This window comes from Streptomyces sp. NPDC048258, from assembly GCF_043201995.1.
Taxonomy (GTDB): Bacteria; Actinomycetota; Actinomycetes; order Streptomycetales; family Streptomycetaceae; genus Streptomyces.
Genome location: NZ_JBICZH010000002.1, coordinates 302,872 through 327,566 on the forward strand (window position 1 = coordinate 302,872; position 24,695 = coordinate 327,566).

The 24,695-nt window shown below is 69.0% G+C and carries 21 protein-coding genes and 1 tRNA gene; 15 read left to right on the forward strand and 7 right to left on the reverse strand.

Features of this window, described 5'->3' with window-relative positions; genetic code table 11:
* Positions 1-2: 2 nt before the first annotated feature.
* Together ACGFYQ_RS05570 and ACGFYQ_RS05575 are read right to left on the reverse strand one after the other, a co-directional pair.
* Entirely contained in the window at positions 3-209 is a 207-nt protein-coding gene (locus ACGFYQ_RS05570; protein WP_393740259.1) for a DUF397 domain-containing protein, read from the reverse strand.
* Complete coding sequence (locus tag ACGFYQ_RS05575; RefSeq protein ID WP_393740261.1) at positions 206-1,078, reverse strand: helix-turn-helix domain-containing protein; 873 nt, start codon at positions 1,076-1,078, stop codon at positions 206-208. Before ACGFYQ_RS05575 ends, ACGFYQ_RS05570 begins: the two co-directional genes overlap by 4 nt.
* Positions 1,079-1,251: 173 nt before the next feature.
* Between ACGFYQ_RS05575 and ACGFYQ_RS05580 the strand changes: the two genes are divergently transcribed.
* Positions 1,252-1,866 carry an ATP-binding protein gene (locus ACGFYQ_RS05580; RefSeq protein WP_393740263.1) on the forward strand — a complete coding sequence of 205 codons (615 nt, stop codon included), beginning with the start codon at positions 1,252-1,254 and terminating at the stop codon, positions 1,864-1,866.
* A gap of 52 nt (positions 1,867-1,918) precedes the next feature.
* Positions 1,919-2,512 (forward strand): Uma2 family endonuclease, encoded by a 594-nt coding sequence (locus tag ACGFYQ_RS05585; RefSeq protein ID WP_393740265.1) that lies wholly within the window; start codon positions 1,919-1,921, stop codon positions 2,510-2,512.
* A 54-nt stretch (positions 2,513-2,566) separates the two neighbouring features.
* Here ACGFYQ_RS05585 and ACGFYQ_RS05590 read toward each other — a convergent pair whose 3' ends face one another.
* The 5 genes from ACGFYQ_RS05590 to ACGFYQ_RS05610 all read right to left on the reverse strand — a co-directional run bounded on the left by ACGFYQ_RS05590 (position 2,567) and on the right by ACGFYQ_RS05610 (position 10,003).
* Positions 2,567-3,217, reverse strand: a complete 651-nt coding sequence (locus ACGFYQ_RS05590) for a hypothetical protein (RefSeq protein WP_393740267.1) — start codon at positions 3,215-3,217, stop codon at positions 2,567-2,569.
* Positions 3,218-3,291: 74 nt separating this feature from the next.
* The gene (locus tag ACGFYQ_RS05595) at positions 3,292-4,851 is read right to left on the reverse strand and encodes an N-6 DNA methylase (protein ID WP_393740270.1); all 1,560 of its coding nucleotides are present in this window, start codon (positions 4,849-4,851) and stop codon (positions 3,292-3,294) included.
* Positions 4,848-6,011, reverse strand: a complete 1,164-nt coding sequence (locus ACGFYQ_RS05600; protein ID WP_393740272.1) for a restriction endonuclease subunit S — start codon at positions 6,009-6,011, stop codon at positions 4,848-4,850. Before ACGFYQ_RS05600 ends, ACGFYQ_RS05595 begins: the two co-directional genes overlap by 4 nt.
* 245 nt (positions 6,012-6,256) lie before the next feature.
* The gene (locus ACGFYQ_RS05605) at positions 6,257-9,817 is read right to left on the reverse strand and encodes a DEAD/DEAH box helicase family protein (RefSeq protein WP_393740274.1); all 3,561 of its coding nucleotides are present in this window, start codon (positions 9,815-9,817) and stop codon (positions 6,257-6,259) included.
* Positions 9,818-9,931: 114 nt separating this feature from the next.
* Positions 9,932-10,003, reverse strand: a tRNA-Arg gene (locus tag ACGFYQ_RS05610).
* Between the two features lie 106 nt (positions 10,004-10,109).
* Between ACGFYQ_RS05610 and ACGFYQ_RS05615 the strand changes: the two genes are divergently transcribed.
* From ACGFYQ_RS05615 to ACGFYQ_RS05675, 13 genes are all read left to right on the forward strand, one after another.
* Positions 10,110-10,583 carry a response regulator gene (locus tag ACGFYQ_RS05615; RefSeq protein WP_393740907.1) on the forward strand — a complete coding sequence of 158 codons (474 nt, stop codon included), beginning with the start codon at positions 10,110-10,112 and terminating at the stop codon, positions 10,581-10,583.
* 95 nt (positions 10,584-10,678) lie between these two features.
* A complete protein-coding gene (gene nrtL / locus ACGFYQ_RS05620) occupies positions 10,679-11,656 on the forward strand; it encodes an ArgS-related anticodon-binding protein NrtL (protein ID WP_393740276.1) in 978 nt (325 codons plus the stop codon).
* Positions 11,657-11,675: 19 nt separating this feature from the next.
* Positions 11,676-13,067, forward strand: a complete 1,392-nt coding sequence (gene lysA / locus ACGFYQ_RS05625; RefSeq protein ID WP_393740278.1) for a diaminopimelate decarboxylase — start codon at positions 11,676-11,678, stop codon at positions 13,065-13,067.
* 127 nt (positions 13,068-13,194) lie between these two features.
* Positions 13,195-14,484, forward strand: a complete 1,290-nt coding sequence (locus ACGFYQ_RS05630; RefSeq protein WP_393740909.1) for a homoserine dehydrogenase — start codon at positions 13,195-13,197, stop codon at positions 14,482-14,484.
* A gap of 7 nt (positions 14,485-14,491) precedes the next feature.
* Positions 14,492-15,562, forward strand: a complete 1,071-nt coding sequence (thrC, locus tag ACGFYQ_RS05635; protein ID WP_393740280.1) for a threonine synthase — start codon at positions 14,492-14,494, stop codon at positions 15,560-15,562.
* Positions 15,563-15,939: 377 nt separating this feature from the next.
* A complete protein-coding gene (gene thrB / locus ACGFYQ_RS05640; protein WP_393740282.1) occupies positions 15,940-16,866 on the forward strand; it encodes a homoserine kinase in 927 nt (308 codons plus the stop codon).
* Positions 16,867-17,294: 428 nt separating this feature from the next.
* Positions 17,295-19,427 (forward strand): transcription termination factor Rho, encoded by a 2,133-nt coding sequence (gene rho, locus ACGFYQ_RS05645; RefSeq protein ID WP_393740284.1) that lies wholly within the window; start codon positions 17,295-17,297, stop codon positions 19,425-19,427.
* Positions 19,428-19,724: 297 nt separating this feature from the next.
* Positions 19,725-20,828, forward strand: a complete 1,104-nt coding sequence (locus ACGFYQ_RS05650; protein WP_393740286.1) for an LCP family protein — start codon at positions 19,725-19,727, stop codon at positions 20,826-20,828.
* Positions 20,829-20,999: 171 nt separating this feature from the next.
* Complete coding sequence (gene rpmE / locus ACGFYQ_RS05655) at positions 21,000-21,218, forward strand: 50S ribosomal protein L31 (protein WP_030708126.1); 219 nt, start codon at positions 21,000-21,002, stop codon at positions 21,216-21,218.
* A 117-nt stretch (positions 21,219-21,335) separates the two neighbouring features.
* On the forward strand, positions 21,336-22,415 hold the full coding sequence (gene prfA / locus ACGFYQ_RS05660; protein ID WP_362392970.1) for a peptide chain release factor 1: 1,080 nt from the start codon (positions 21,336-21,338) through the stop codon (positions 22,413-22,415).
* Between the two features lie 63 nt (positions 22,416-22,478).
* Positions 22,479-23,324, forward strand: a complete 846-nt coding sequence (gene prmC / locus ACGFYQ_RS05665; protein WP_393740289.1) for a peptide chain release factor N(5)-glutamine methyltransferase — start codon at positions 22,479-22,481, stop codon at positions 23,322-23,324.
* Between the two features lie 49 nt (positions 23,325-23,373).
* On the forward strand, positions 23,374-24,021 hold the full coding sequence (locus ACGFYQ_RS05670) for an L-threonylcarbamoyladenylate synthase (protein ID WP_376678557.1): 648 nt from the start codon (positions 23,374-23,376) through the stop codon (positions 24,019-24,021).
* Positions 24,018-24,674 (forward strand): protein-tyrosine-phosphatase, encoded by a 657-nt coding sequence (locus tag ACGFYQ_RS05675; RefSeq protein WP_393740292.1) that lies wholly within the window; start codon positions 24,018-24,020, stop codon positions 24,672-24,674. The genes ACGFYQ_RS05670 and ACGFYQ_RS05675 overlap by 4 nt, the downstream gene beginning before the upstream one ends.
* Positions 24,675-24,695: the final 21 nt, after the last annotated feature.

The window sequence follows — 24,695 nt, forward strand, 5'->3', positions numbered from 1 at the left end:
GGTCAGCGCACGTACGTGACGAACGCCTCCCAGGCCCCGTCCCCGAACCCGATCACGGGCCCGCCGGGCCGCTTGCTGTCGCGGACGGGGACCAGGCCGGGGACGTTGTCGGCGACCTCGACGCAGTCGCCCTGGCCTCCGCTGTAGCTGCTCGTGCGCCATATCGCCGTCTTGTGGACCCCGGCCGTCGAGCGGACTTCGTGGCTCATGCTCTGTGCTCCTTGGCAACACGCTGGATCAGCGCGAGTGACTCCGTTGGCGGCAATGCTGCCATGCGGGCGTCATCGAAGAGCCCTCGGTAGCACGCGACTTCCTGCTCTCGCTCCATCCAGATGTTGCCAGTGGGGGCCTCGGTGAGTACGAGATCGAGCGACGCCATTTGCGGGAAGCTGAGCAGTACGTAAGGGCCGAACATGCCCGAGTGGGCGCCGCGGGCGAACGGCAGAACCTGGACGGTGATGTTGGGACGCTCGACCATGGTCAGTAGGTGCTGCAACTGAGCGTGCATGATGTCCGGCCCGCCGACTTGTTGGCGTAGCACTCCCTCAGCAAGTACTGCCCAGAATTCCAGGGGCTCCGAACCCGCCAGCCGTTCTTGCCTGGCGAGCCGCACTTGGACGAACCGGTCGATCTCCTCAGCCGTCTGCCAGGCGCGCGATGCCACCGTCACTGCCCGCCCGTATTCCGGAGTTTGGAGGAGCCCAGGCACCATCTGCACCTGGTAGGTGCGGATGCTGTCGCAGATCGACTCCATCTCGATCTGGTCGCGGTACGCATCACTGAGAACGGAGGCGTACTCATGCCACCACCCTTCACGCCGTCGCCTGTTCGCCCTCAAGGCAAGGGAAGTCAGACGCTCCCGCGACTCCGCGTCCCTCACCCCGTATGCCTCCATGAGTGCGATGAGATCAGGTGTGCGGACCGGGACATGTCCGTTCTCGATGCGGCTGATCTTCCCCTTCGTGCAGTCCAGCACCTCGGCAGCAGCCGCAGTGGTCAGGCCTGCAACCTCTCGAGACCGGCGTAGTTCGTCGCCGAGTTGGCGACCCAGGACGGTGGAGGGCATCACATTTGGCATAGGTAACTCCCTATCAGAGCAGGGCGCTTGCGGAGGTGTGAATCCTCGTATGGGTGAATTAAGAGCCAGCTATCCATTCAACGTTGCGCCGTTATCCGTTCTGTGGGCACCCTCCTGGTGTCGGTACCTGAGCCCCCGCTCCGTCTGGGGGTTTCGACCCCCTGGGAGCTGCCATGGCTGCACTGATCGACGTCTCGTTCCGGCTCTCACGCCGCCCCCGGAGCGCACCAAGGGCCCGCGCGGCACTGCACGCCGTACTCGGGGACTGGGGCGCAGGGAGCGACCTCCTCGACACCGCCGAACTCGTCCTCTCCGAACTCGTGACCAACGCCCTGCGCGTGCCGGTGCCCAGCGACCGCCAGATCGGAGTACGGATCGCACACTCCTCGCGGGACGGGCTGCTGCGCCTGGAGGTGAGCGACGCCGGGTCCGGCCGGCCGGAGCCCGGGCGCGCTGAAGCGGGCGACGAGCACGGGCGCGGGCTACGCGTGGTGGACGCACTCAGCCACCGCTGGGGCGTCAGCGCCCGCGCGGGCGGAATCGGCAAGACCGTCTGGTCCGAGCTGAAGGCCCCCGACCTCGCGCCCGCACCCGCGACGAAGGAAATTGCGGCGATCGCGGTCCGGGCCGGCCAGCAGGTCCGCGCCTGGGGCGCGTGGCGCGCAGTCCGCAGCGTGCGAACGGCGCCCCACACCACAGGCGGCCTGACGGTCGTCCTCGGCTTGGACGACGGCCCACCCCTGCGCGTGCCCGCCGCAGAACCACTCTCGGTACGGGGGCTGCCGTAGGGTGGGTTGCGCCGTGTGAGTGCCCACTTCCCGCAGGCAAGGAGGCGACATAGTGGCCAACCGAGCCCACCACTCCATTCCCGTCCGCCGCGGACACCTGCGCGAAGCCGCAGAGAAGATCGAGCAGGCCACGGGCATGCGGGTGGAGATCATCGGAGGAAAGCTCGTGATGTCCCCGAGCCCGAGCGGCAAGCACGCCGGGACTGTCATTGATCTCCGCGATGCCATCCGTCCCGGCCTCGCCGCCACCTACGAGGCGTACGAGAACGTCTCTGTCCCGATGCCCGACGACCCGGACGACTATGCGACCCCGGATCTGACCATCGGACCGTGTGCCTTCAAGGAGGAGGACGGTTGGCTGCTTGACGCGGACGCGGTTGTCCTGGCGGTGGAGGTCATCTCGCCGAGCGAGCGGTTGAGAGGGATCAACGAGAAGACCGCGTGGTACGCGGCGGCAGGCATCGCCCGGCTGCTCCAGATCGATCCGCGTACGGGCACGTGGTCACTGTTCAGCCGCCCGTCAGAAGGCGAATACAAGGGCGTCGTCCACGGGAAGTTCGGCGAATACGTGCCGCTCCCTGCCGGCCTCGGCGGCGACCTGCCCACCTTCGGTCTCCCGCTCTACGGCACGCCGCCAGGCCCTTGAGACGCTGAGGGCGCTACGGACAGCATTCCGCAGTGCCCTCTCTCGTCTCAGAGGTCAGCCAAGAACCTTGGCGATGGCGAGAGCGATCCGCTCGATCCAGTCGATCGCGTCCGTCACGTCGGCGTCGGAGATGGGGCGGCGACGCTTGAGGTCTCCGTCCAGCAGGTCGGCGTCATGGGCGATCTTGTTGCGGCGGTCGGTGATGGAGACGTACTGCTTCTTCAGCGTCTGGTCCGTCATCCCCGTGCGGCCGTGGTTCCACTCGTTGAGCTGGACCGCGGCCTTGCCCCAGATGTTCTCCTCGGTGACCAGCTTCAATGCCTCGCTGATCTTGCGCGGGTTCTGGAGGGAGGCGTTCGCCCACTTCGCCTTGACGTGCTCGGAAACGGCGTCGGCGAGCGTGGTGGTGCCTCGCCGGACCTCCTCGACCTTCTCCAGCGGCAGCTCGAACTTGGTCAGCTGGTACGGCATGCCGGGGCTGTCCGAACCGGCCAGGTCGGCAACCCGGCGGTACAGCTCCTCGTGGAACCAGTGGTCGATGGCGCTTACGGCCTGCACCCACGCGGCACGGTAGAAGTCGCCGATGTCGAAGACAGGGGACTGGAAGGCGGCCAGGCTCTGGCCGGCGAGGACCATCTTCCGGGCGTACTCGATGTTGGTCTTGAACGCCTGGAACTCGCGCGTCTGCGGCTGTGGAACTGCCATGAGGTGCCCCCGTCTCGCTGATTGATCGAGACCAGATTTCCGGCGGGACGGGGGCGGGTCAACTCAGTTGTGTGTCAGACGCCTTCGCCTGGCTGGATCTCGTCAGTGTCCGCCGAGATCTCGCCACCGAGAGCTTCCGCGATCGCGGCGAACTCGCTGAGTGCGGCCTGCAAGTCCTCGACGATCTCCTGCGCGATCACCTCGGGCGGCAGGAGGCTGTCGGCGTCGTCGAGCGCGGGGTCCTTCATCCAGGTGATGTCGAGGTTCACCTTGTCGCGGGCGATGAGTTCGTCGTACTCGAAGCACTTGAAGCGCTCGGTTTCCACGCGCTCGTTGCGAGCCTTGCCCGGCAGGTACGCCTCGACGAACTCCTCCAGAGCGGCGCGGGTCAGCGGATGCTGCTTGAGCGTGAAGTGCTTCGCGGTACGGAAGTCGTAGACCCAGAGCTTCGAGGTGTTGTGAGCGCCTCCGCTGCGCGGGGGCTTCTTCTCGAAGAAGAGGACGTTCGCCTTGACGCCGCCTGCGTAAAAGATGCCGGTAGGCAGACGCAGGATGGTGTGGAGGTCGAATTCTTCGAGCAGGCGCCGACGGACCCTTTCGCCAGGGCCGCCTTCGAAGAGCACGTTGTCCGGCAGGACGACGGCCGCGCGGCCGTTCATCTCCATCAGCGACATGATGTGTTGCAAGAAGTTGAGCTGCTTGTTGGTAGTGGTGGCGCGGAAGTCGCTCCGGTCGTAAGAAATGTCCTGCTTGTCGGCCTTGCCGTCGGTGCCCACGACAGTGATCGCGGACTTCTTGCCGAAGGGCGGGTTGGCGAGGACGAGGGAAGCGTGCTGCTTGGGCTGTTCGGCGAGTGCGTCGCCCTCGGTGATGAGGGACTTCCCGTCGGCGTCACCGATGCCGTGGAGCAACATGTTCATGGCGGCGAGGCGGGCGGTGCCGGTGACCAGCTCGTTGCCCCAGATCTTGCCGTCCCCGAGCGCGAGCCGGTCCTCGCGGGCGAGGTTCTGCATGTGGTGCTTACGGATGTAGCTGTGCGCGGCAATGAGGAAGCCGGCGGTCCCGCAGGCGGGGTCGGTGATGGTGTCCTTCGGCCCCGGCTGCATCACGTCGACCATGGCGTCGATGAGTGCGCGGGGAGTGAAGTACTGGCCGGCGCCCGTCTTGGTGTCCTCGGCACCCTTGGCGAGCAGCCCTTCGTAGGCGTCGCCCTTGAGGTCCGTGCCCTGGATAGTCCAGTCCTCCTTGCCGATCAGCTCGACCACGAGCTTTTCGAGGAGGGCGGGCTCGGTGATGCGATTCTGCGCCTTGGCGAAGATCCTTCCGAGGGTGGTGCCGGGGCTCTTGCCGAGCGCGGCCAGGATCTCGCGGTAGTGGATTTCGAGCTCGATCCCTTTCTTGGAGGCGAGCGACTGCCAGTCGTACTTGGTGGGTACGACGGTCCGCGCCTCGGCCTCGGTGAACGGATCGGAGGCGATCTCGTCGGCCATCTTGAGGAAGAGCAGGTACGAGAGCTGCTCGACGTACTCGATGGTGGACAGGCCGTTGTCCCGCAGGACGTTGCAATAGTTCCAGAGCTTCGCGACCAGGGTGTTGGTCTGAGCGTGTGCCAGGGCGGGGGATGCGGGGGTCACAGCGGAAGCTCCTGCTGAACGGCGGTGGTGGGCGAGGGGGTTGAGGCGGGTGCCGGGTGCGGCGCAGCTTCGGCCGCCTTACGGGGCCGGCGAGTGCCGCGTTTGGCCTTGCCGCCCTGCGCTTCGCGCTCGGCCCGGATCCAGTCCAGCAGTACGGACGCGGGCTCGTCGGCGGGATCTTGCGGGACAAGTTGTCCGCAGAAGGCACGGCTGAGGATGGCTGCTCTCAGATGCGCCGCGCGGACTTGGGCATGAGACGTCGCCGCTGCCAGCCGGTCTGCTGCGTCGAGGCGCTCCCTCGCCAGCTGGACTAGCCGTTCTTGCTCGTTCAGGGGGGGAATCGGAAATTCGATTGGCTTGAACCGAACCGCAGGGAGGTGGGTAATGTTGGTTGTGATTCTTACTTCGCGCTTGAATCGTTTGGCGTGTAGATGCCGTCGGAAAACGAGAAGTGCCCACTCGGAGAGAACGCCGGGACGTGGACGGAAGCGTAGGAGGGTCTTCTGAAATGCCGCGTCCGCAGGGTATCCTCGATAGATGGCCGGGCGTCCAACCAAGTCGGGTGTCTGGCCTTCGTTGAGGAGTACGTCACCTGGTTCAAGGCGATATCGGTCGAACACGCCCGAAAAATCCATCTCCTTGACGTCGCTCGTGTCGATGCGGTCTTCGTAGACGTTGGCCACACGCAGGTACGGCTTCATGAGTGGGCCGGTGTGCCAGTCGGGGTGTCGTTGGCGACCGAGATCAACTGTTCCAGCCTGTTCCACGGTCGCCGCTTCCCAGGATTCAGGCGGGCTCTCCGGGACGACCTCAAGGAGTACGGACTTCTTCAGGACTCGTACTTTGGCTTGAGCGGCGGTAAGGCTTGCGTTCGCCGCGTCGAGGTGAGAGAAGTGATCTTCGCAGGATTCGACGATGCGGCGCTGCTCCGCGAGCGGAGGGATTGGAACGAACTGCTCCAAGATCTGCTTTGATTTCGCTCTCGTGTGACTGCCAGTTGCGCCCGAAGTCGCTCCGGTGATCCATTCCCTAAAGCGAGGGGAGGATAGATAGAGTTGGAGATAGGGTGCCATGACTTCCTGAATTTCTTGCGGAAGTCGCAGAATTAGCCATTCGGGAGAAGCGATTTTATGGCGGCCTGGAATTCTCTTGGTGGTCATCCATACGCGGTTAATTCGAGGGTTAATCTTGCAGATGAGGATGTCGTGTGGCTCGGTTGCGAGCTTGGTGCTTCCAATTTCCTCCCCCTTTACGAGCTCGGGGTGGCCTGAACTGAAAGACGGTACACTCCACAACTGGTAGAGGGAGCCGTGTTTTGGATGTACGGAGTCGCGGGACTCAAACCCCAATTCTCCCAGGCGGGCCCACGCCCACCCTGCCGGAAGTTCCACGTCGCTCAAGCCGTTCAAGCCAATTCTCGATTCAACTCACTCAACAAAGACCGGACATCCCGCCCCGGGAACGCGTGCTGGAAGCCCCGGCCGCCGCCCTTGCCTTTGAAGGGCTCCGCGTTGAATTCCTTCGTGCCGATGCCGACGTCGCTCGCCACCACGTCCCGTATCGACCGCAGCCACCACAGCTGCTCCTCCGAGAACTCCGCCCCAGCCTGGCTCTGCTTCAGCAGCCACGCCTCGAAGCGCTCCTCCACCGTCTCACGGTACGGCCGCAGCTCCTGGTCCACGCCGAGCTCGTACCGGATCAGGGAGATCAGATCCGGGACGCCCGCCTCACGACCCGGGGACTGCGCTGCCGCGCCCAGGTCCTCGTAGTACGTCCAGAGGACCTTCGGTGTCCACGCGAACTGCGGGCGGCGGATCTCCAGGGCCAGTTCCTGGAGCGCCGCGTACGTTTCCGCCGGGGACACCGTCCGCGGGCTCGTCAGGGCGATGCTGACCGCCGTGATGCGGTCGCGCTCCTCCTTCAGGAGTCGGCTCCAGCGGTCCACCTGCTCCTTCGCGCGCTGCTGCCGAGGGATCTCGTCCAGAGCCGTCATCGCGACGGGCGTGAACTCGTCGAAGACGTAGTCCTTGTCCCGCCGGATCTCCATGATGTGCCGCCGCAGCTCCGGCCGCTCCGTCAGCGGCGCAATCGCGTTCTCGATCAGCGCTCGCGCAGCCGCCTGGCCGCCCTCGTCCAGGGCCCGCTCCTGCCGGTCCGGGTCCACCGCCTTGACGATCGCGCCCGCGATCTCCGACAGCGTCCGCCCGCCTGCCGCCCGCGTCAGCTGGTCGCGCTCCTCCGTCGTCAGCTGCTGGTTGAGGCGGGCCAGCCGGCCCGCCAGGATCTCGGCCTCGTTCGCGCTGATCGACTTCGTACCGGCCTTGTCGAGCAGCTTCGCCAGCGAGACCTGGCCCTCACCCGCAGGCACCAGCGGCCGAGCATCCACCAGCGGCGAGTCCGTCACGCCCACCGCATCGATCAGTACGAAGCGGTCCTTGCGCACCGAGTCGTCCGCGTCCGGCGTGACCTCCTGGAGCTCCGTCGCGTCGATGGTCCGGGCGCCGCGTCCCTTCATCTGCTCGAAGAGCACCGCGCTGCGCACCTCGCGCAGGAAGATCACGCACTCCAGAGCCTTCACGTCCGTGCCCGTCGCGATCATGTCGACGGTGACGGCGACCCTCATCCGGGGCGAGGTCCGCAGCGCGCGGATCAGCTCGTCCGGGTCCTCGCCGGCCTGGCGGCTCTTGTATGTGATCTTCTTCGCGAATTCGTCCCCCCGTCCGAAGATCTCCTTGACCTGAGCCAGGACGTCCTCAGCGTGATCCTCGCCGACCGCGAAGATCAGCGTCTTCGGCAGCTCGTTCCGGCCGGGGAACCAGCGCTGCCAGTTGTCCCGGTACGCCGTCAGCACCGCCCGGATCTCGTCCACCGTGACCACCGACCGGCCGATCTGCCCGGTCGTGTACGTGAAGTCGTCGTCCAGCTCCTGGTACCGCTGCCGCCTGGTCTTGCGGTCCTTGATCCGTACCGTCGTGCCCGACTCGATCTTCGCGCCGCCGTTCTCGCGCAGGTCGGTCCGCATCCGCACGACGTCGAAGTCGACGTTCACCCCGTCCGCGACCGCCTGCGGATAGGTGTACTCGGAGACCAGGTTGCGGCCGAAGAAGCCGAGGGTCTGGAGGGTGGGCGTGGCGGTCAGGCCGACCAGATGCGCGTCGAAGTACTCCAGGACCCCGCGCCACAGCCCATAGATCGACCGGTGGCATTCGTCCACGATGATCAGATCGAAGGACTCGATCGGTACATCGGGGTTGTAGGAGACGTCGATCGGCTGGTCCGTCGCGTACGTGTCCTCGGACATCGCGTTGTCTGCGGACTCGTCCGCCTGGTCGTCCTCCGCGAGAGGCTCCCCGCGCAGCAGCGAGTACATCCTCTGGATCGTGCAGATGGTCACGGACGAGGTGTCCTGGAGACCCGCGGCGCCCAGTCGGTCGACGTTGTAGATGTCCGACAGCTTGCGGCCGTCGTCGGGCGTCGTGAACTTGCGGAACTCGTCGTACGCCTGACGGCCCAGGTTGTTGCGGTCCACGAGGAACAGGACCCGGCGCGCCTTGGCGTGCTTGAGGAGTCGGTACGTCTGAGCCACGGCCGTGAACGTCTTGCCGGCGCCCGTCGCCATCTGGATCAGGGCACGCGGGCGGTCCTCGCCCAGCGACTTCTCCAGGCCGGTGATCGCGTCGATCTGGGCGAGGCGCAGGCCGTTGGCCTCCAGTACGGGCAGCTGGCGCAGGGCCGCGCGGAAGGTGAGGGCGCCCGGTGTCTCCTCGGCACGCTGCATCCAGCCCGCTACGGTCTCGGGCCGGTGGAAGGAGAAGACCTCGCGGGAGCGGGCATCCGGGTCGAGCCGGTTGATGAAGTAGGTCTCGGTGCCGGTGGTCGCGTAGCGGAAGGCGAAGGGCTCCGCCTCGCGCCAGACGGCGAGACGGTGCTCCTTGAGGACTCCCGACGCGTAGCGGTCGTTCTGCTCGACGGCGCTGGAGAGGTGATCGCCCTCGCGCTTGGCCTCCACCACGCCGACGATGTGCCCGTCGACGTACAGGACGTAGTCCGCGCGACCGGTCGCGAGGGTGAACTCGCGCACCGCTACGCCCTTGCCCGCTCCGGGGTTGACCTGGTCGCGGTCCTGCACGACCCAGCCGGAGGCGTGCAGCATCCTGTCGATGGCCTCGCGCGCTTGCACCTCGTTGAGCGGTGCGGGCCGCTGCGCGCGGTGGATGATCGCCTCGCGGCGCTTGGTGTCCACTTGCCGCGGCTGCCGGCGGGCGGTCTCGTACTTCGCCTGCTGCGCGGTGCGGAGCTCATCGATCTGTGTGGTCAGCTGCTCGACCCGGGCCAGCAGCTCGGTCTTGTTCGCGTCGGCGCTGGCGATCAGGTGCTCGGCCTCGGCGCGCGCTCTACGCTCGGCTTCGAGGGCGTCGCTGGACTCGGCAAGCCGGGTCCGGGCCTGGGTGAGGGCCTGGCGGTGGCCGTCGAGGGCTTCCCTCAACTCGGCCAGCTCGGCCGGGTCCGTGACCTGTGCGCTGTCACCGGGATCGGTGGGCGGTACGAACTCCGCGACCGTCCGCCGCCCCTCGATGGCGTCGTGGAACCAGAGGCCGAGTTTGTAGCAGACGCGTACGGCGGCCAGAGCCTTCGCCGTGTCGAAGAGGTGGTTGTGCGCGGCCTTGTTCCGGTCGCGCCGCAACCGGTCGAAGTCGTCACGGATCTCGGGGACGAGTACTCCGGCACGAGTCAGCGCGACCAGTCGGTCGATCTGCCGGTCGCCCTCGATCCGCATGCCGATGCGGGTGATCAGCTCCTCGGCGAGGACCTCACCGAACTGGCCGGCCTGCACGAGGGACGAGTTGGGGTGGGCGAACACCGTGGCCTCGGCCGAGGCACCATAGAGGGAAAGCAGAGGCTGGTGCTGGTAGAGGACACCGAAGTTGGGTGACCCCTTCGCGAAATCACGGAGCCTGTCGTCCACGTGTCTGTCCCCCGAATGCTGCTGGTCTGCGGGTACCCATGGTGCGAAGCACAAAAAGACCCTCCGAACAGTACGGGCACTGTTTGGAGGGTCTCTGTGGCACTTCCTGCGAAGTGCCCCCGGCAGGATTCGAACCTGCGCACACGGCTCCGGAGGCCGTTGCTCTATCCCCTGAGCTACGGGGGCGTGTCGTTCGCTGTGCGGCGACGGGTTGAACACTACCAGCTTCCGCAGGGTGATCAGGAACTGGTTTGCGGGGGAGAAGGAGGCGGGTCGCCCGCAGGGGGTGGAAGTGGCAAAAACCCGGACGCGGGGGCCCCGCCCGACCTACTCTCGAGTTGTGCCAGGCGTCTCGGGCCGGGTGCTTGTTGTCGACGACAACAAGGTCATCCGGCAGCTGATCAAGGTCAATCTCGAGCTGGAGGGCTTCGAGGTCGTGACCGCGAACGATGGTGCCGAGTGTCTGGATGTCGTGCACCACGTGTGTCCTGATGTGATCACCCTTGATGTGGTCATGCCCCGGTTGGACGGGTTCGGGACGGCAGAGCAGCTTCGGGCCGATCCGCGGACCAGGGACGTGCCCGTCGCGATCGTGAGCGCCTGTACGCAGCACGAGGTGGAGGCCGGGATCGCGGCCGGGGTGGATGCGTTCGTGGCGAAGCCGTTCGAGCCTGCCGAGCTGGTGCGTATCGTGCGTCGGCTGGTCGAGGGCAACGAGCGGCGCGACGGGAGGAAAGGGGCTCCCGCCGGGAGGGGGCGAGGGTGATTCCGCCGCCTCGCTTCGCGCCTGCGTTTCCCGCCTGTATTTCACATGGCGAAACCCTTCGCGGGATGGAAGGGAGTCTCCCCTAGGCTGGTCCCGTGAATCCCGCCGACCTCCCCCGTACCGTCGTACGCGCCGTGCGCTGCGCCGTCGAGGACGGGGAGCTGGGCGCCGATGTAGTCGTGCCCGGGCGGGTCGTCGTCGAGCGGACCCGGCCGGGAGGGGTGGGGCAGTACGCCACCCCCGTCGCCTTTCAGGTGGCGAAGGCCGCCGGATGCGCGCCCGGTGAGGTGGCCGGGGTGCTGGCCCGCCGGCTCGGCGAGGAGCCGGGGATCGAGAGTGTCGAGGTCACCGGCCCCGGGTTTCTGAATTTCGTGCTGCCGGCGCTTTCCGCTCCCCTCGTCATCTGGGAGGTCATCGTCCTGGACGTGATCATCCGGGACGTCCGCGGAGGGGCCGCCTTCCTGTCCTTCGACATGGACCCCGCGCTCGGGCTGCGCGAGCGCGTCGTACGCGAGACCGTCCTGCGGCTCGTGCGCAGCCAGGGCGGCAGCGAGCAGGACGTGCCCGAGGGGCTTTCCGTCGCGCCCCTCGCCAAGCGGGACTCCGACGTCGTCGCGCGGTACGGGGTCGACGCCGCCCGCTGGGCCATGCTCTCCGTTCCCGCCCGCGAGACGCCCGCCTTCTCCGATGCGCTGCTCGTGCAGGGCGAAGGCAGCGAGCTCTTCCGGGTGCGGTACGCCCACGCGCGGAGCCGTGCGCTGCTCAGGAACGCCGCCGACCTCGGGTTCGGGCCCGACGCCGGGGAGGTGGACGCCCCCGCGCTGCTGCGTGCCCTCGCCGACCAATCCCTCGTCCTCGAAGCCGCCGCGCACCACCGTGCCCCCGAGCGGCTCACCCGGCACCTCGTCGAGGTGGCGGACGCGCTGCTCGAGTTCCAGTACCGCGTACTGCCCCAGGGGGACGAGAAACCCTTGGCCGCCCACCGGGCCCGGCTGGCTCTCGCCGAAGCCGCCGGGACGGTGCTGGCCGGCGGCCTGGCCCTCCTCGGCATAGACGCACCGACACGCCTGTGACCTGCAAAGAGAGATACCGATGAGCCGTTCCGCGCATCCCGCCGGGCCCCGCCACGCCGACGTCCTGCCCGAAGGGCACTACTCCCCGCCGCCCGCTGATCTCAACGCCCTCGACGAGAAGATCTGGGCCCGCACCGTCACGCGCGGCAGTGAGGGCGTCGCCAGCGTCGGCGGGATCGAAGTCACCAAGCTCGCCGAGGAGTTCGGGACGCCCGCCTATTTCCTCGACGAGGAGGACTTCCGGGCGCGGTGCCGGGCCTGGGCGCACGCCTTCGGCAAGGACGCCGACGTCTTCTACGCCGGGAAGGCGTTCCTCTCCAAGGCCGTCGTGAAGTGGCTGAAGGAGGAGGGGCTGAACCTCGATGTGTGCTCCGGCGGGGAGCTGGCCACCGCCCTCGCCGCCGGGATGCCCGCCTCGCGGATCGCCTTCCACGGCAACAACAAGTCCGAGAGCGAGATCACCCGCGCCATCGAGGCCGGTGTGGGGCGGATCGTGCTCGACTCCTTCCAGGAGATCGCCCGCGTCGCGCACATCGCCCGCGAACTGGGCGTACGCCAGCCCGTCCAGATCCGTGTGACGGTCGGGGTGGAAGCACACACGCATGAATTCATCGCCACCGCCCACGAAGACCAGAAGTTCGGGATCGCCGTAGCCGACGGCTCCGCCGCCGAGGCCGTACGGCGCGCCCTCGGGCACGACAGCCTCGAACTGCTCGGCGTCCACTCCCACATCGGCTCGCAGATCTTCGACATGGCCGGCTTCGAGGTCTCCGCCAAGCGCGTCGTGCAGCTGCTGGCCGCCGCACGCGACGAGCACGGCGTCGAGCTTCCCGAGATCGACCTCGGCGGCGGCCTCGGCATCGCCTACACCTCCGGCGACGACCCGAGCGAGCCGCACGAGATCGCCAAGGCGCTCCACGAGATCGTGGCCCGCGAGTGCGAGGCCGCGGGCCTCCAGGCGCCGCGCATCTCCGTCGAGCCCGGCCGCGCCATCGTCGGCCCCACCGCCTTCACCCTCTACGAGGTCGGCACCATCAAGCCGCTCGAAGGGCTCCGTACGTACGTGAGCGTCGACGGCGGGATGTCCGACAACATCCGGACGGCCCTCTACGACGCCGAGTACTCCATCGCCCTCGTCTCCCGCACCTCCGACGCCGAGCCGATGCTCGTGCGCGTCGTCGGCAAGCACTGCGAGAGCGGCGACATCGTCGTCAAGGACGCCTTCCTCCCCGCCGACCTCGCCCCCGGCGACCTCCTCGCCGTCCCCGCCACCGGCGCGTACTGCCGGTCCATGGCCAGCAACTACAACCACGCGCTCCGCCCGCCCGTCGTCGCCGTGCGTGACGGACAGGCCCGAGTGATCGTCCGCCGCGAGACGGAGGAAGATCTCCTGCGTCTCGACCTCGGATGATGAAATAGACGTCTCACTCAATGGACCGAGGGTGGAAACTGCTGTCCATTGAGTGAGACTGGTTTCGGCCCCGCGCGCAAGCCGCGCACGGGGTACTGATGGAAGATCGAAAGGCGTAGGTCGAATGATGCGTACGCGTCCGCTGAAGGTGGCGCTGCTGGGCTGTGGAGTGGTCGGCTCGGAAGTGGCTCGCATCATGACGACGCACGCCGACGACCTCACGCAGAGGATCGGCGCGCCCGTCGAGCTCGCCGGTGTGGCCGTACGACGGCCCTCGAAGGTGCGCGAGGGCATCGACCCCGCGCTCATCACCACCGACGCGACCGCCCTCCTCAAACGCGGCGACATCGACATCGCCATCGAGGTCATCGGCGGCATCGAGCCGGCCCGTACGCTCATCACCACCGCCTTCGAGAACGGCATCTCCGTCGTCTCCGCGAACAAGGCGCTGCTCGCCCAGGACGGCGCCGCGCTGCACGCCGCCGCCGAGCAGCACGGGCTGGACCTCTACTACGAGGCGGCCGTCGCCGGCGCCATCCCGCTGGTCCGCCCGATGCGCGAGTCCCTCGCGGGCGACAAGATCAACCGCGTCATGGGCATCGTCAACGGCACGACGAACTTCATCCTCGACAAGATGGACTCCACCGGTGCCGGCTACCAGGAGGCGCTCGACGAGGCCACGGCCCTCGGGTACGCCGAGGCCGACCCCACCGCCGACGTCGAGGGCTACGACGCCGCCGCCAAGGCCGCGATCCTGGCCGGCATCGCCTTCCACACCCGGGTCCGCCTCGACGACGTCTACCGCGAGGGCATGACCGAGGTCAGCGCCGCCGACTTCGCCTCCGCCAAGCGCATGGGCTGCACCATCAAGCTCCTGGCGATCCTGGAGCGCGCCGCCGACGGGGAGTCGGTGACGGCGCGCGTGCATCCCGCGATGATCCCGCTCACGCACCCGCTCGCCTCCGTCCGCGAGGCGTACAACGCGGTCTTCGTCGAGGCGGAGGCCGCCGGCCGGCTCATGTTCTACGGGCCCGGCGCGGGCGGTTCGCCGACCGCGTCCGCGGTCCTCGGCGACCTCGTCGCCGTCTGCCGCAACAAGCTCGCCGAGGCGACGGGGCCGGGCGAGTCGGCGTACACCCAGCTGCCGGTCAGCCCCATGGGGGACGTCGTCACCCGCTACCACATCAGCCTCGATGTGGCGGACAAGCCGGGCGTCCTCGCCCAGGTGGCGACCACCTTCGCGGAGCACGGTGTCTCCATCGACACCGTCCGCCAGCAGGGAAAGGACGGCGAGGCCTCCCTCGTCGTCGTCACTCACCGCGCACCCGACGCCGCCCTCTCCGGGACCGTCGAGGCGCTGCGTAAGCTGGACACCGTGCGCGGTGTCGCCAGCATCATGCGTGTTGAAGGGGAGTAAAGGACCCATGAGCAGCAATCGCACCCACCAGTGGCGCGGCATCATCGAGGAGTACCGGGACCGTCTGCCGGTGACGGACACCACTCCCGTGGTCACGCTCCGCGAGGGTGGGACTCCTCTCGTCCCCGCGCAGGTGCTCTCCGAGCGCACCGGCTGCGAGGTCCACCTCAAGGTCGAGGGCGCCAACCCCACCGGGTCCTTCAAGGACCGCGGCATGACCATGGCGATCACCAAGGCCAAGGAGGAGGGCGCGCAGGCCGTCATCTGCGCCTCCACCGGCAACACCTCGGCCTCCGCCGCCGCGTACGCGGTGCGTGCCGGGATGGTCTCCGCGGTGCTCGTGCCGCGCGGCAAGATCGCGCTCGGCAAGATGGGCCAGGCCCTCGTGCACGGCGCCAAGATCCTTCAGGTGGACGGCAACTTCGACGACTGCCTGAACCTGGCCCGCGCGCTCTCCGACAACTACCCGGTGGCGCTGGTCAATTCGGTCAACCCGGTACGTATCGAGGGCCAGAAGACGGCAGCGTTCGAGATCGTCGACGCGCTCGGTGACGCGCCCGACATCCACGTGCTGCCCGTCGGCAACGCCGGCAACATCACCGCGTACTGGAGGGGTTTCAAGGAGTACAAGGCCGACGGTCTGGCCTCCCGTACGCCCCGCGTGTGGGGTTTCCAGGCCTCCGGCTCCGCGCCCATCGTGCGCGGCGAGATCGTCAAGGAGCCGCACACCATCGCCACCGCGATCCGCATCGGCAACCCGGCGTCCTGGGAGTACGCGCTGCAGGCGCGCGACGAGTCGGGCGGCTTCATCGACGAGGTGACCGACCGTCAGATCCTGGCGGCCTACCGGCTGTTGGCCGCCCAGGAGGGCGTCTTCGTCGAGCCCGCCTCGGCCGCCTCCGTGGCCGGTCTGCTCAAGGCCGCCGAGCTGGGCCTGGTCGACCCCGGCCAGACGATCGTATGCACCGTCACCGGCAACGGCCTCAAGGACCCCGACTGGGCGGTCGCCGGCGCTCCGCAGCCCGTCACCGTTCCGGTGGACGCCGAAGCCGCGGCCATCCGCCTCGGCCTGGTCTGACCGCCGGACCGACGCACCGGACCGACGCAAAGGACCGACGCAAAGGTCCGACACGTCGGTCGGACGCATCACCCGTGAGCCGGGTTCCGGAGGGCTCCTGAGCCCCCCGGAACCCGGCAACTCGCCTCGTACGGCAATGAAAGTGCGGCCGAAGTCCCCCGGAGTCAGCCGAAGTGCGCGACACGCATCGTGCGCCTCCCGTGCGCCCTATGTCGCGAGAGAACCTTCCTTCGATAGGCTGTACTTACATCCGCCACCGCGCATATGACTGCGGTGCTGCCCACAGGGCCTTCGGGTGTCGTACGTTCTCCAGTACATTCGCAGCGAGCCAGCGAAGAGCGAAGATCTCGCACAGTCACAAGGAGTGTCATCGGACGATGGCCGGTCCAGCGTTCCGCGCCGCCGCCGTACGGGTGCGCGTCCCCGCCAGCAGTGCCAATCTCGGCCCGGGCTTCGATGCCCTGGGCCTGGCCCTGGGGCTCTACGACGACGTAGTCGTCCGGGTGGCCGACTCCGGCCTGAACATCGACATCGCGGGTGAGGGCGCCGACACCCTCCCGCGGGACGAGAGCCACCTGCTCGTACGCTCCATGCGCACCGCCTTCGACCTGCTGGGCGGCCAGCCGCGCGGCCTCGAGGTGGTCTGCGCCAACCGCATCCCGCACGGCCGGGGCCTCGGCTCCTCCTCCGCCGCCATCTGCGCCGGCATCGTCGCCGCCCGCGCCGTGACCATAGGCGGGGAGGCCAAGCTCGACGACGCGGCGCTGCTGGAGCTCGCCACCGAGATCGAGGGCCACCCCGACAACGTCGCCGCCTGTCTGCTGGGCGGCTTCACCCTGGCCTGGATGGACGGCGGCAGCGCCAAGGCGATCCGGATGGAGCCCGCCGATTCCATCGTTCCGGTGGTCTTCGTCCCCTCCAAGCCCGTCCTCACGGAGACCGCGCGCGGCCTGCTGCCGCGCACCGTCCCGCACGTGGACGCGGCCGTCAACGCAGGTCGCGCGGGACTGCTCGTGGAAGCCCTGACCAGGCGTCCCGAGTTCCTGCTGCCGGCCACCGAAGACCGGCTCCACCAGGAGTACCGGTCCCCCGCGATGCCCGAGAGCGTCGCACTTGTGAACCGGCTGCGGGCGGACGGCATCCCCGCGGTCATCTCCGGCGCGGGCCCCACGGTCCTCGCGCTGGTCGACAACGACGCGGCCGACAAGGTCGCGCAGCTCGCGGGCGAGGGGTGGGCGGCGAACCGGCTCGCACTCGACGCCGCGGGCGCGTGCGTACTTCCGCTGGGCACCCAGGGCGGCTGAGTCAGGGCCGGTCAGGGGCGGGCGGCCAGGGCAGGCCGCCCGCGCGGAAGGGCGCGATTGCCGGTGATTGAGAGGGGGAATATCTGTTGGATCCGGTAGTGTTAGTCTCAAGTGCGCATCCGAAGTCGCCATGGCTCGGTGCTCAGTGTCCCCATCCGGGACCACCTTTCTTCCGGGAGCCTCCCCGACTGCTTTGATCACTTCCAGCAGTTTCGAGCACGCTCCGGAATCGGCGTGACATTCCCACGCTTCCAGCTCGGGGGCTTCTCGCCGGAACCACCCATGCACGTTTCTCTCCGCCGTATCTCTACCGGCGGACCACCGCCCCGGCCGCGGTCCATGACCCATCAGGTACTGGACTGTTGTCGGACAGCACAACCGGTCGCCGAGCCAGACAGGCCGACGTCCGCTCCAGGGAAGGACCCTTCGTGAGCGACACCACCGATCTGATGGGCGCTGCCGACACCTCTGTCGACACCAGTGCCCCCGCCGCGGGCGCCGCACCCAAGCGTCGCCGCACCGGCACCGGCCTTGACGGCATGGTCCTGGCCGAGCTGCAGCAGGTCGCGTCGGGCCTCGGCATCAGGGGCACCGCGCGGATGCGCAAGAGCCAGCTGATCGAGGTCATCAAGGAGACGCAGGCGGGCGGCGCGGGTGCGTCCAAGGCCGCCTCCTCTGCCGCCGGCGCCGCCGGCGCCGCCGACACCGCCGAGGCCAAGCCGAAGCGCCGTGCCACCAGCAAGGCCCGTACGGGCGAGGCCGCCGCCGAGGCGCCCGCCGAGAAGCCTGCCGCGCAGGCGCAGATCGACATCCCGGGGCAGCCGGCCAGTGAGGACGCCGCCCCGGTCGGCGAGCGCCGCCGCCGTCGGGCCACCGCCCCCTCCGGCAGCCCGGAGGCCTCGGCCCCCGTCGCCGTGCAGGTCGAGCAGAAGACCGAGACCGTCAAGGCCGAGGCCGCCACCGCGACCGCCACCGCGCCGCAGACCGACGTGAAGGCCGAGGCCGCCACGGCCGTCTCCGCCCCCGCGCAGGACGGCGAGGGCCGCGGCCGTCGCGACCGCCGCGACCGCGCCGACCGCGGTGACCGTGCCGAGCGCGGCGACCGCCAGCGCGACCGCCGCGACCGCGGTGCCAAGGCCGACGAGCAGGGCCAGGCCGCCCAGGGCCAGCAGGGCCAGGGCGCGCAGGGCGGCGGTCGTCAGGACCGCGCCGAGCGCGGCGACCGCCAGCAGCAGGGCGGCGGCCGTCAGGACCGCCAGCAGCAGGGCCAGCAGGGCCGTCAGGACCGCCAGGACAGCGGTCCGCTGGACGACTTCGACGACGAGGGCGGCCGTCGCGGCCGTCGCGGCCGCTACCGCGACCGCCGTGGCCGTCGTGGCCGCGACGAGTTCGCCCCGAGCGAGCCGCAGGTCGCCGACGACGACGTGCTGATCCCCGTCGCGGGCATCCTCGACATCCTCGACAACTACGCGTTCATCCGGACCTCGGGCTACCTGCCCGGCCCCAACGACGTGTACGTCTCCCTCGCCCAGGTCCGCAAGGCGGGGCTGCGCAAGGGTGACCACACCACCGGTGCCGTGCGCCAGCCCAAGGACGGCGAGCGTCGCGAGAAGTTCAACGCCCTGGTGCGGCTCGACTCGGTGAACGGCATGGCGCCCGAATCCGGCCGCGGCCGACCGGAGTTCCAGAAGCTGACCCCGCTCTACCCGCAGGACCGGCTCCGCTTGGAGACCGACCCGGGCGTGCTGACGACCCGCATCATCGACCTCGTGTCGCCGATCGGCAAGGGCCAGCGAGGCCTGATCGTGGCCCCGCCGAAGACCGGTAAGACCATGATCATGCAGGCGATCGCCAACGCGATCACCACCAACAACCCCGAGTGCCACCTGATGGTCGTCCTGGTCGACGAGCGTCCGGAAGAGGTCACCGACATGCAGCGGTCGGTCAAGGGCGAGGTCATCTCCTCGACCTTCGACCGCCCGGCCGAGGACCACACCACCGTCGCCGAGCTGGCCATCGAGCGCGCCAAGCGCCTCGTCGAGCTGGGTCACGACGTGGTCGTCCTGCTGGACTCCATCACCCGTCTGGGCCGCGCGTACAACCTCGCGGCGCCCGCCTCCGGCCGCATCCTGTCCGGTGGTGTCGACTCGACCGCGCTGTACCCGCCGAAGCGCTTCTTCGGTGCCGCGCGCAACATCGAGGACGGCGGCTCGCTGACCATCCTGGCCACCGCGCTGGTCGACACCGGCTCGCGCATGGACGAGGTGATCTTCGAGGAGTTCAAGGGCACCGGCAACATGGAGCTCAAGCTCGACCGCAAGCTCGCCGACAAGCGCATCTTCCCGGCTGTCGACGTCGACCCGTCGGGCACCCGCAAGGAGGAGATCCTCCTCAACGCGGAGGAGCTCGCCATCGTCTGGAAGCTGCGCCGGGTGCTGCACGCGCTCGACTCGCAGCAGGCGATCGAGCTGCTCCTCGACAAGATGAAGCAGACGAAGTCGAACGCCGAGTTCCTGATGCAGATCGCGAAGACGACTCCGTCGGGCAAGAACGACGACTGACCCGCGTCACCGCACATCACAGCCGCCCCCGCCGCACCCGCGGCGGGGGCGGCTGTGCTCTTGCGCACACCCCGGCCCGCGGTGAACCTCCTCCCGCCGCGCGACGTCCCGCGACAAAACCGCAGGTGGACAGGGTGTCGCGCGGTGATCGTCGGCGAAGGCCGCCTTGTACGCGCCGATCGGCGGGCTCCGGGCGCCGTGGAACCCTGGAGGGCCTCCGGCCGTCTGTGTCAGAGGACCGCAGGGTTGACCGCGGCCGTGGATGACCGGGGAAACGGACTCAGGACCGAGGAGAGCATGAGCGACGACAGCACGGGCAGCGGCGGGCGCGCCGCGCGCCGGCGCCGACGGAAACCGCCGAAGCGCCGCAGGGCCCTGGCCATCGCCGCGTGGAGCGCCGCGGGCGTCGTCCTGCTCGGCGGGGCGGGCCTCGGCTACTTCTACTTCAAGTTGAACGGCAACCTGAAGACCGTCGACATCGACCAGGCGCTCGGCGCCGACCGACCGCAGAACGTCGACAACGGCTCCATGGACATCCTGGTCCTGGGCTCGGACTCGCGGGGCGGCGCCAACGGCGAGTACGGCCCGGACGACGGCGGCTCCGCCCGCTCCGACACCGCGATGATCGTCCACCTGTACGAGGGCCACCAGAAGGCCAGCGTCATATCGATCCCGCGCGACACGATGACCGCCCGCCCCGCCTGCACCACGACCAAGGGGGGGAAGACCGACCCCGGCGGGACGCGCAAGCAGTTCAACGAGGCGTACACCATCGGCGGGGCGGCCTGCGCGGTCAAGACCGTCGAGAAGATGTCGGGGATCCGCATGGACCACTACATCGAGGTCGACTTCACCGGCTTCAAGAAGATCATCGACACCCTCGGCGGCGTGGACGTGACCACCAGCAAGCCGATCAAGGACGACTACAGCCACCTGGATCTCCCGGCCGGCCCCAACAAGCTGAACGGCGAGCAGGCCCTCGGCCTGGTCCGTACCCGCCACGGCGTCGGGGACGGCGGCGACCTCGGCCGAATACAGCTCCAGCAGGCCTTCATCAAGGCGCTGATCAAGCAGGTCAAGAGCATCGGCCTGTTCGACAACCCCAAGCGGCTGCTCGACCTCGCCGACACCGGCACCAAGACGATCACCACCGACAGGGCGCTCGGCGATGTGAAGTCCCTCATGGGCTTCGCCCAGAGCCTCCAGGGCATCGACGCCCACAACATGCAGATGATCACCCTGCCGGTGACCGTGGACGCGCTCGATTCCGACCGCGTGGCCCCGCTGACCAAGCAGTCCAAGCTGGTCTGGGACGCCCTGCTGGCCGATCAGCCGGTGCCCGCCGAGGCCACCGAGAACTCGATGGGCGACAAGGGCACGGCCGGTGGAGTCGTCCAGTAAGGACCCTTCCGCGGCGGTGCGGAATAGATGCCGGCCCCTCTCCGTTGAGGGAGGCGTCCTCAGAATTTTGACAGGCAGCCCGGTCCTGGCAGACTGGTCTGTCGGCCCCGGTTCACGCAGTGCGCAATTCGGCTCCTGCGACCCGGCGCCCTCCCGAATCTAGGAGACACCTTGAAGCGCGATGTTCACCCCGAGTACGTCGAGACCCAGGTCAGCTGCACCTGTGGCGCGTCGTTCACCACCCGTAGCACCCTGACCGAGGGCTCCATCCGAGCCGAGGTCTGCTCCGAGTGCCACCCGTTCTACACGGGCAAGCAGAAGATCCTCGACACCGGTGGCCGCGTGGCCCGCTTCGAGGCGCGCTTCGGCAAGGGTGCGGCCAAGAAGTAGCGCGACCCAGGCGCCGGTCAGCGGCCGCCCCCTGTCCACTCGGGGGCGGCCGGACCGGCGCCTTTGTCGTCGTCTCGCCACGTCACCCCGTTCGTACTTTTACTACAGGAGCCCCCGATGTTCGAGGCGGTCGAGGAACTGATCGGCGAGCACGCCGATCTTGAGAAGAAGCTCGCCGACCCTTCGGTCCACTCCGATCAGGCCAACGCGCGCAAGCTGAACAAGCGCTACGCGGAACTGACCCCGATCGTTGCGACCTTCCGTGCCTGGAAGCAGTCGGCCGAGGACATCGAGACGGCCAAGGAGTTCGCGGCCGACGACCCGGACTTCGCCGCCGAGGTCAAGGAGCTGACCCAGCAGCGCGAGGAGCTCACCGAGAAGCTCCGCCTGCTCCTGGTCCCCCGTGACCCCAGCGACGACAAGGACGTGCTCCTGGAGGTCAAGGCGGGCGCGGGCGGCGACGAGTCGGCCCTGTTCGCCGGCGACCTGCTGCGCATGTACCTGCGCTACGCCGAGCGCGTGGGCTGGAAGACCGAGATCATCGACGCCACCGAGTCCGAGCTCGGCGGCTACAAGGACGTCCAGGTCTCCGTCCGCACCAAGGGCGGCAACGGCGCCACCGAGCCCGGCCAGGGCGTGTGGGCCCGCCTGAAGTACGAGGGCGGCGTGCACCGCGTCCAGCGCGTTCCGGCCACCGAGTCCCAGGGCCGCATCCACACCTCCGCCGCCGGCGTGCTCGTCACCCCGGAGGCCGAGGAGGTCGAGGTCGAGATCAACATGAACGACCTCCGCATCGACGTGTACCGCTCGTCGGGCCCCGGCGGCCAGTCCGTCAACACCACCGACTCGGCCGTGCGCATCACGCACCTGCCGACCGGCGTGGTCGCCTCCTGCCAGAACGAGAAGAGCCAGCTCCAGAACAAGGAGCAGGCCATGCGCATCCTGCGCTCGCGCCTGCTGGCCGCCGCGCAGGAGGCCGCCGAGCAGGAGGCCTCCGACGTGCGCCGCAGCCAGGTGCGCAGTGTGGACCGCTCCGAGAAGATCCGTACGTACAACTACCCGGAAAACCGGATCTCGGACCACCGGACCGGTTTCAAGGCGTACAACTTGGACCAGGTGCTCGACGGCGACCTCGACGCGGTCATCCAGGCCTGTGTCGACACGGACTCCGCCGCGAAGCTCGCGGCCGCGCACTGATCCCTGCCTGACCCTGCCCCACCCCCCGCTTCACCCCGTACGACAGCAGCCCGGAGGACCAGCGTGAACTTGCTGCTTGCCGAGGTGGCCCAGGCCACCCAGCGGCTGGCCGCCGCCGGCGTGCCCTCACCGCGCTTCGACGCGGAGGAGCTCGCGGCCTTCGTGCACGGCGTCAAGCGGGGGGAACTGCACCACGTCAAGGACGCGGACTTCGACGCCCGCTACTGGGAGGCCGTCGCCCGCCGCGAGGCGCGCGAGCCGCTCCAGCACATCACCGGCCGCGCCTTCTTCCGGTACCTGGAGCTCCAGGTCGGGCCCGGGGTCTTCGTCCCGCGGCCCGAGACCGAGTCGGTCGTGGACTGGGCCATACACGCCGTCCGGGCGATGGACGTGGTCGAGCCGATGATCGTCGACCTGTGCACCGGTTCCGGCGCGATCGCGCTGGCCATGGCGCAGGAGGTGCCGCGCTCGCGCGTGCACGCGGTCGAGCTGTCCGAGGACGCGCTGCGGTGGACCCGCAAGAACGCCGAGGGCTCCCGGGTCACCGTCCACCAGGGCGACGCGCTGAGCGCCCTGCCGGAGCTCGACGGCCAGGTCGACCTCGTCATCTCCAACCCGCCGTACATCCCGCTCACCGAGTGGGAGTACGTGGCGCCCGAGGCCCGCGACCACGACCCGGAGATGGCCCTGTTCTCCGGCGAGGACGGCCTCGACACCATCCGCGGCCTCGAGCGCACCGCGCACCGGCTGCTGCGGCCCGGCGGCATCGTCGTCGTCGAGCACGCCGACACCCAGGGCGGCCAGGTCCCGTGGATCTTCGCCGAGGAGCGGGGCTGGGCCGACGCGGCCGACCACCCGGACCTCAACAACCGTCCGCGCTTCGCGACCGCCCGCAAGGCGCTGCCGTGACCGGCGCGACCCTTCCCGTCACCCCCCTGCTGCTTGAGGAGGCCCGCTGATGGCCCGGCGATACGACTGCAACGACGCGACGGACCGCAAGACGGGCCTGCGCGAAGCCGCATCCGCCGTGCGCCGCGGCGAGCTCGTCGTGCTGCCCACCGACACCCTGTACGGGATCGGCGCGGACGCCTTCAGCCCGGAGGCCGTCAACGACCTGCTCGCCGCCAAGGGCCGGGGCCGCGGCATGCCCACCCCCGTCCTCATCGGCTCCCCGAACACCCTGCACGGCCTGGTCACCGACTTCTCCGAGCAGGCGTGGGAGCTCGTCGACGCCTTCTGGCCGGGCGCGCTGACGCTGGTCGCCAAGCACCAGCCGTCGCTGGCGTGGGACCTCGGAGACACCCACGGCACCGTGGCCGTACGCATGCCCCTGCACCCCGTCGCGATCGAGCTGCTGACCGAGGTCGGCCCGATGGCGGTGTCCTCGGCCAACCTGTCCGGGCACCCGGCGCCGGAGGACTGCGACGCCGCGCGCGAGATGCTCGGGGACTCCGTGTCCGTGTACCTGGACGGCGGGCCGACCCCCGGCATCCAGCCGTCGTCGATCGTCGACGTCACCGGGAAGGTTCCCGTCCTGCTGCGTGAAGGGGCGCTCACCGCGGACCAGCTGCGGGAGGTCGTACCCGACCTCGAGGTCGCCCCGTGAGCCCTGAGGGGCGTGGCATAGCAACGGGGCACCTCCCAGCAGAGGCTGGGGGAGACACCTTCCGCATCCTCCACGTCAGCACCGGCAACGTGTGCCGCTCGCCCATCACCGAGCGGCTGACGCGGCACGCCCTCTCGCACCGGCTGGGTGGCCTCGTCCACGGGGACCTCATCGTGGAGAGCGCCGGCACCTGGGGCCACGAGGGCGCCCCCATGGAGGCGAACGCGGCCGCCGTGCTGGCGGACTTCGGGGCCGACGCCTCCGGGTTCACCGGGCGGGAGCTGCTGGACGAGCACGTCATACGCGCGGACCTGGTGCTGACCGCTACGCGCGACCACCGGGCCCAGGTCATCTCGATGGGGCATTCGGCGGGGCTGCGCACCTTCACGCTGAAGGAGTTCACCCGGCTGGTGCGGGCGATAGATCCGGCCACGCTGCCGCCGCTGGACGACGGTATGGCGGAGCGGGCGCGGGCGCTGGTGCGGGCCGCGGCGGCGCTGCGGGGCTGGCTGCTGGCGCCCTCGCCGGACGCGGACGAGGTGTACGACCCGTACGGGGCGCCGATCACCTTCTTCCGCTCGATCGGCGACGAGATCAACCAGGCGCTGGATCCGGTGGTCACGGCCCTGACGGGCGTCACCGCGTCGCGCTGAGCCTCCGGCCGCCGCCGCGCG

Excerpts from the sequence above, each read along its gene's own strand:
- ACGFYQ_RS05570 (WP_393740259.1), bottom strand. The coding sequence starts at position 209 with ATGAGCCACGAAGTCCGCTCGACGGCCGGGGTCCACAAGACGGCGATA.
- ACGFYQ_RS05575 (WP_393740261.1), bottom strand. The coding sequence starts at position 1,078 with ATGCCAAATGTGATGCCCTCCACCGTCCTGGGTCGCCAACTCGGCGAC.
- ACGFYQ_RS05580 (WP_393740263.1), top strand. The coding sequence starts at position 1,252 with ATGGCTGCACTGATCGACGTCTCGTTCCGGCTCTCACGCCGCCCCCGG.
- ACGFYQ_RS05590 (WP_393740267.1), bottom strand. The coding sequence starts at position 3,217 with ATGGCAGTTCCACAGCCGCAGACGCGCGAGTTCCAGGCGTTCAAGACC.
- ACGFYQ_RS05600 (WP_393740272.1), bottom strand. The coding sequence starts at position 6,011 with ATGACCACCAAGAGAATTCCAGGCCGCCATAAAATCGCTTCTCCCGAA.
- lysA (WP_393740278.1), top strand. The coding sequence starts at position 11,676 with ATGAGCCGTTCCGCGCATCCCGCCGGGCCCCGCCACGCCGACGTCCTG.
- ACGFYQ_RS05630 (WP_393740909.1), top strand. The coding sequence starts at position 13,195 with ATGCGTACGCGTCCGCTGAAGGTGGCGCTGCTGGGCTGTGGAGTGGTC.
- thrC (WP_393740280.1), top strand. The coding sequence starts at position 14,492 with ATGAGCAGCAATCGCACCCACCAGTGGCGCGGCATCATCGAGGAGTAC.
- thrB (WP_393740282.1), top strand. The coding sequence starts at position 15,940 with ATGGCCGGTCCAGCGTTCCGCGCCGCCGCCGTACGGGTGCGCGTCCCC.
- ACGFYQ_RS05650 (WP_393740286.1), top strand. The coding sequence starts at position 19,725 with ATGAGCGACGACAGCACGGGCAGCGGCGGGCGCGCCGCGCGCCGGCGC.
- prfA (WP_362392970.1), top strand. The coding sequence starts at position 21,336 with ATGTTCGAGGCGGTCGAGGAACTGATCGGCGAGCACGCCGATCTTGAG.
- ACGFYQ_RS05670 (WP_376678557.1), top strand. The coding sequence starts at position 23,374 with ATGGCCCGGCGATACGACTGCAACGACGCGACGGACCGCAAGACGGGC.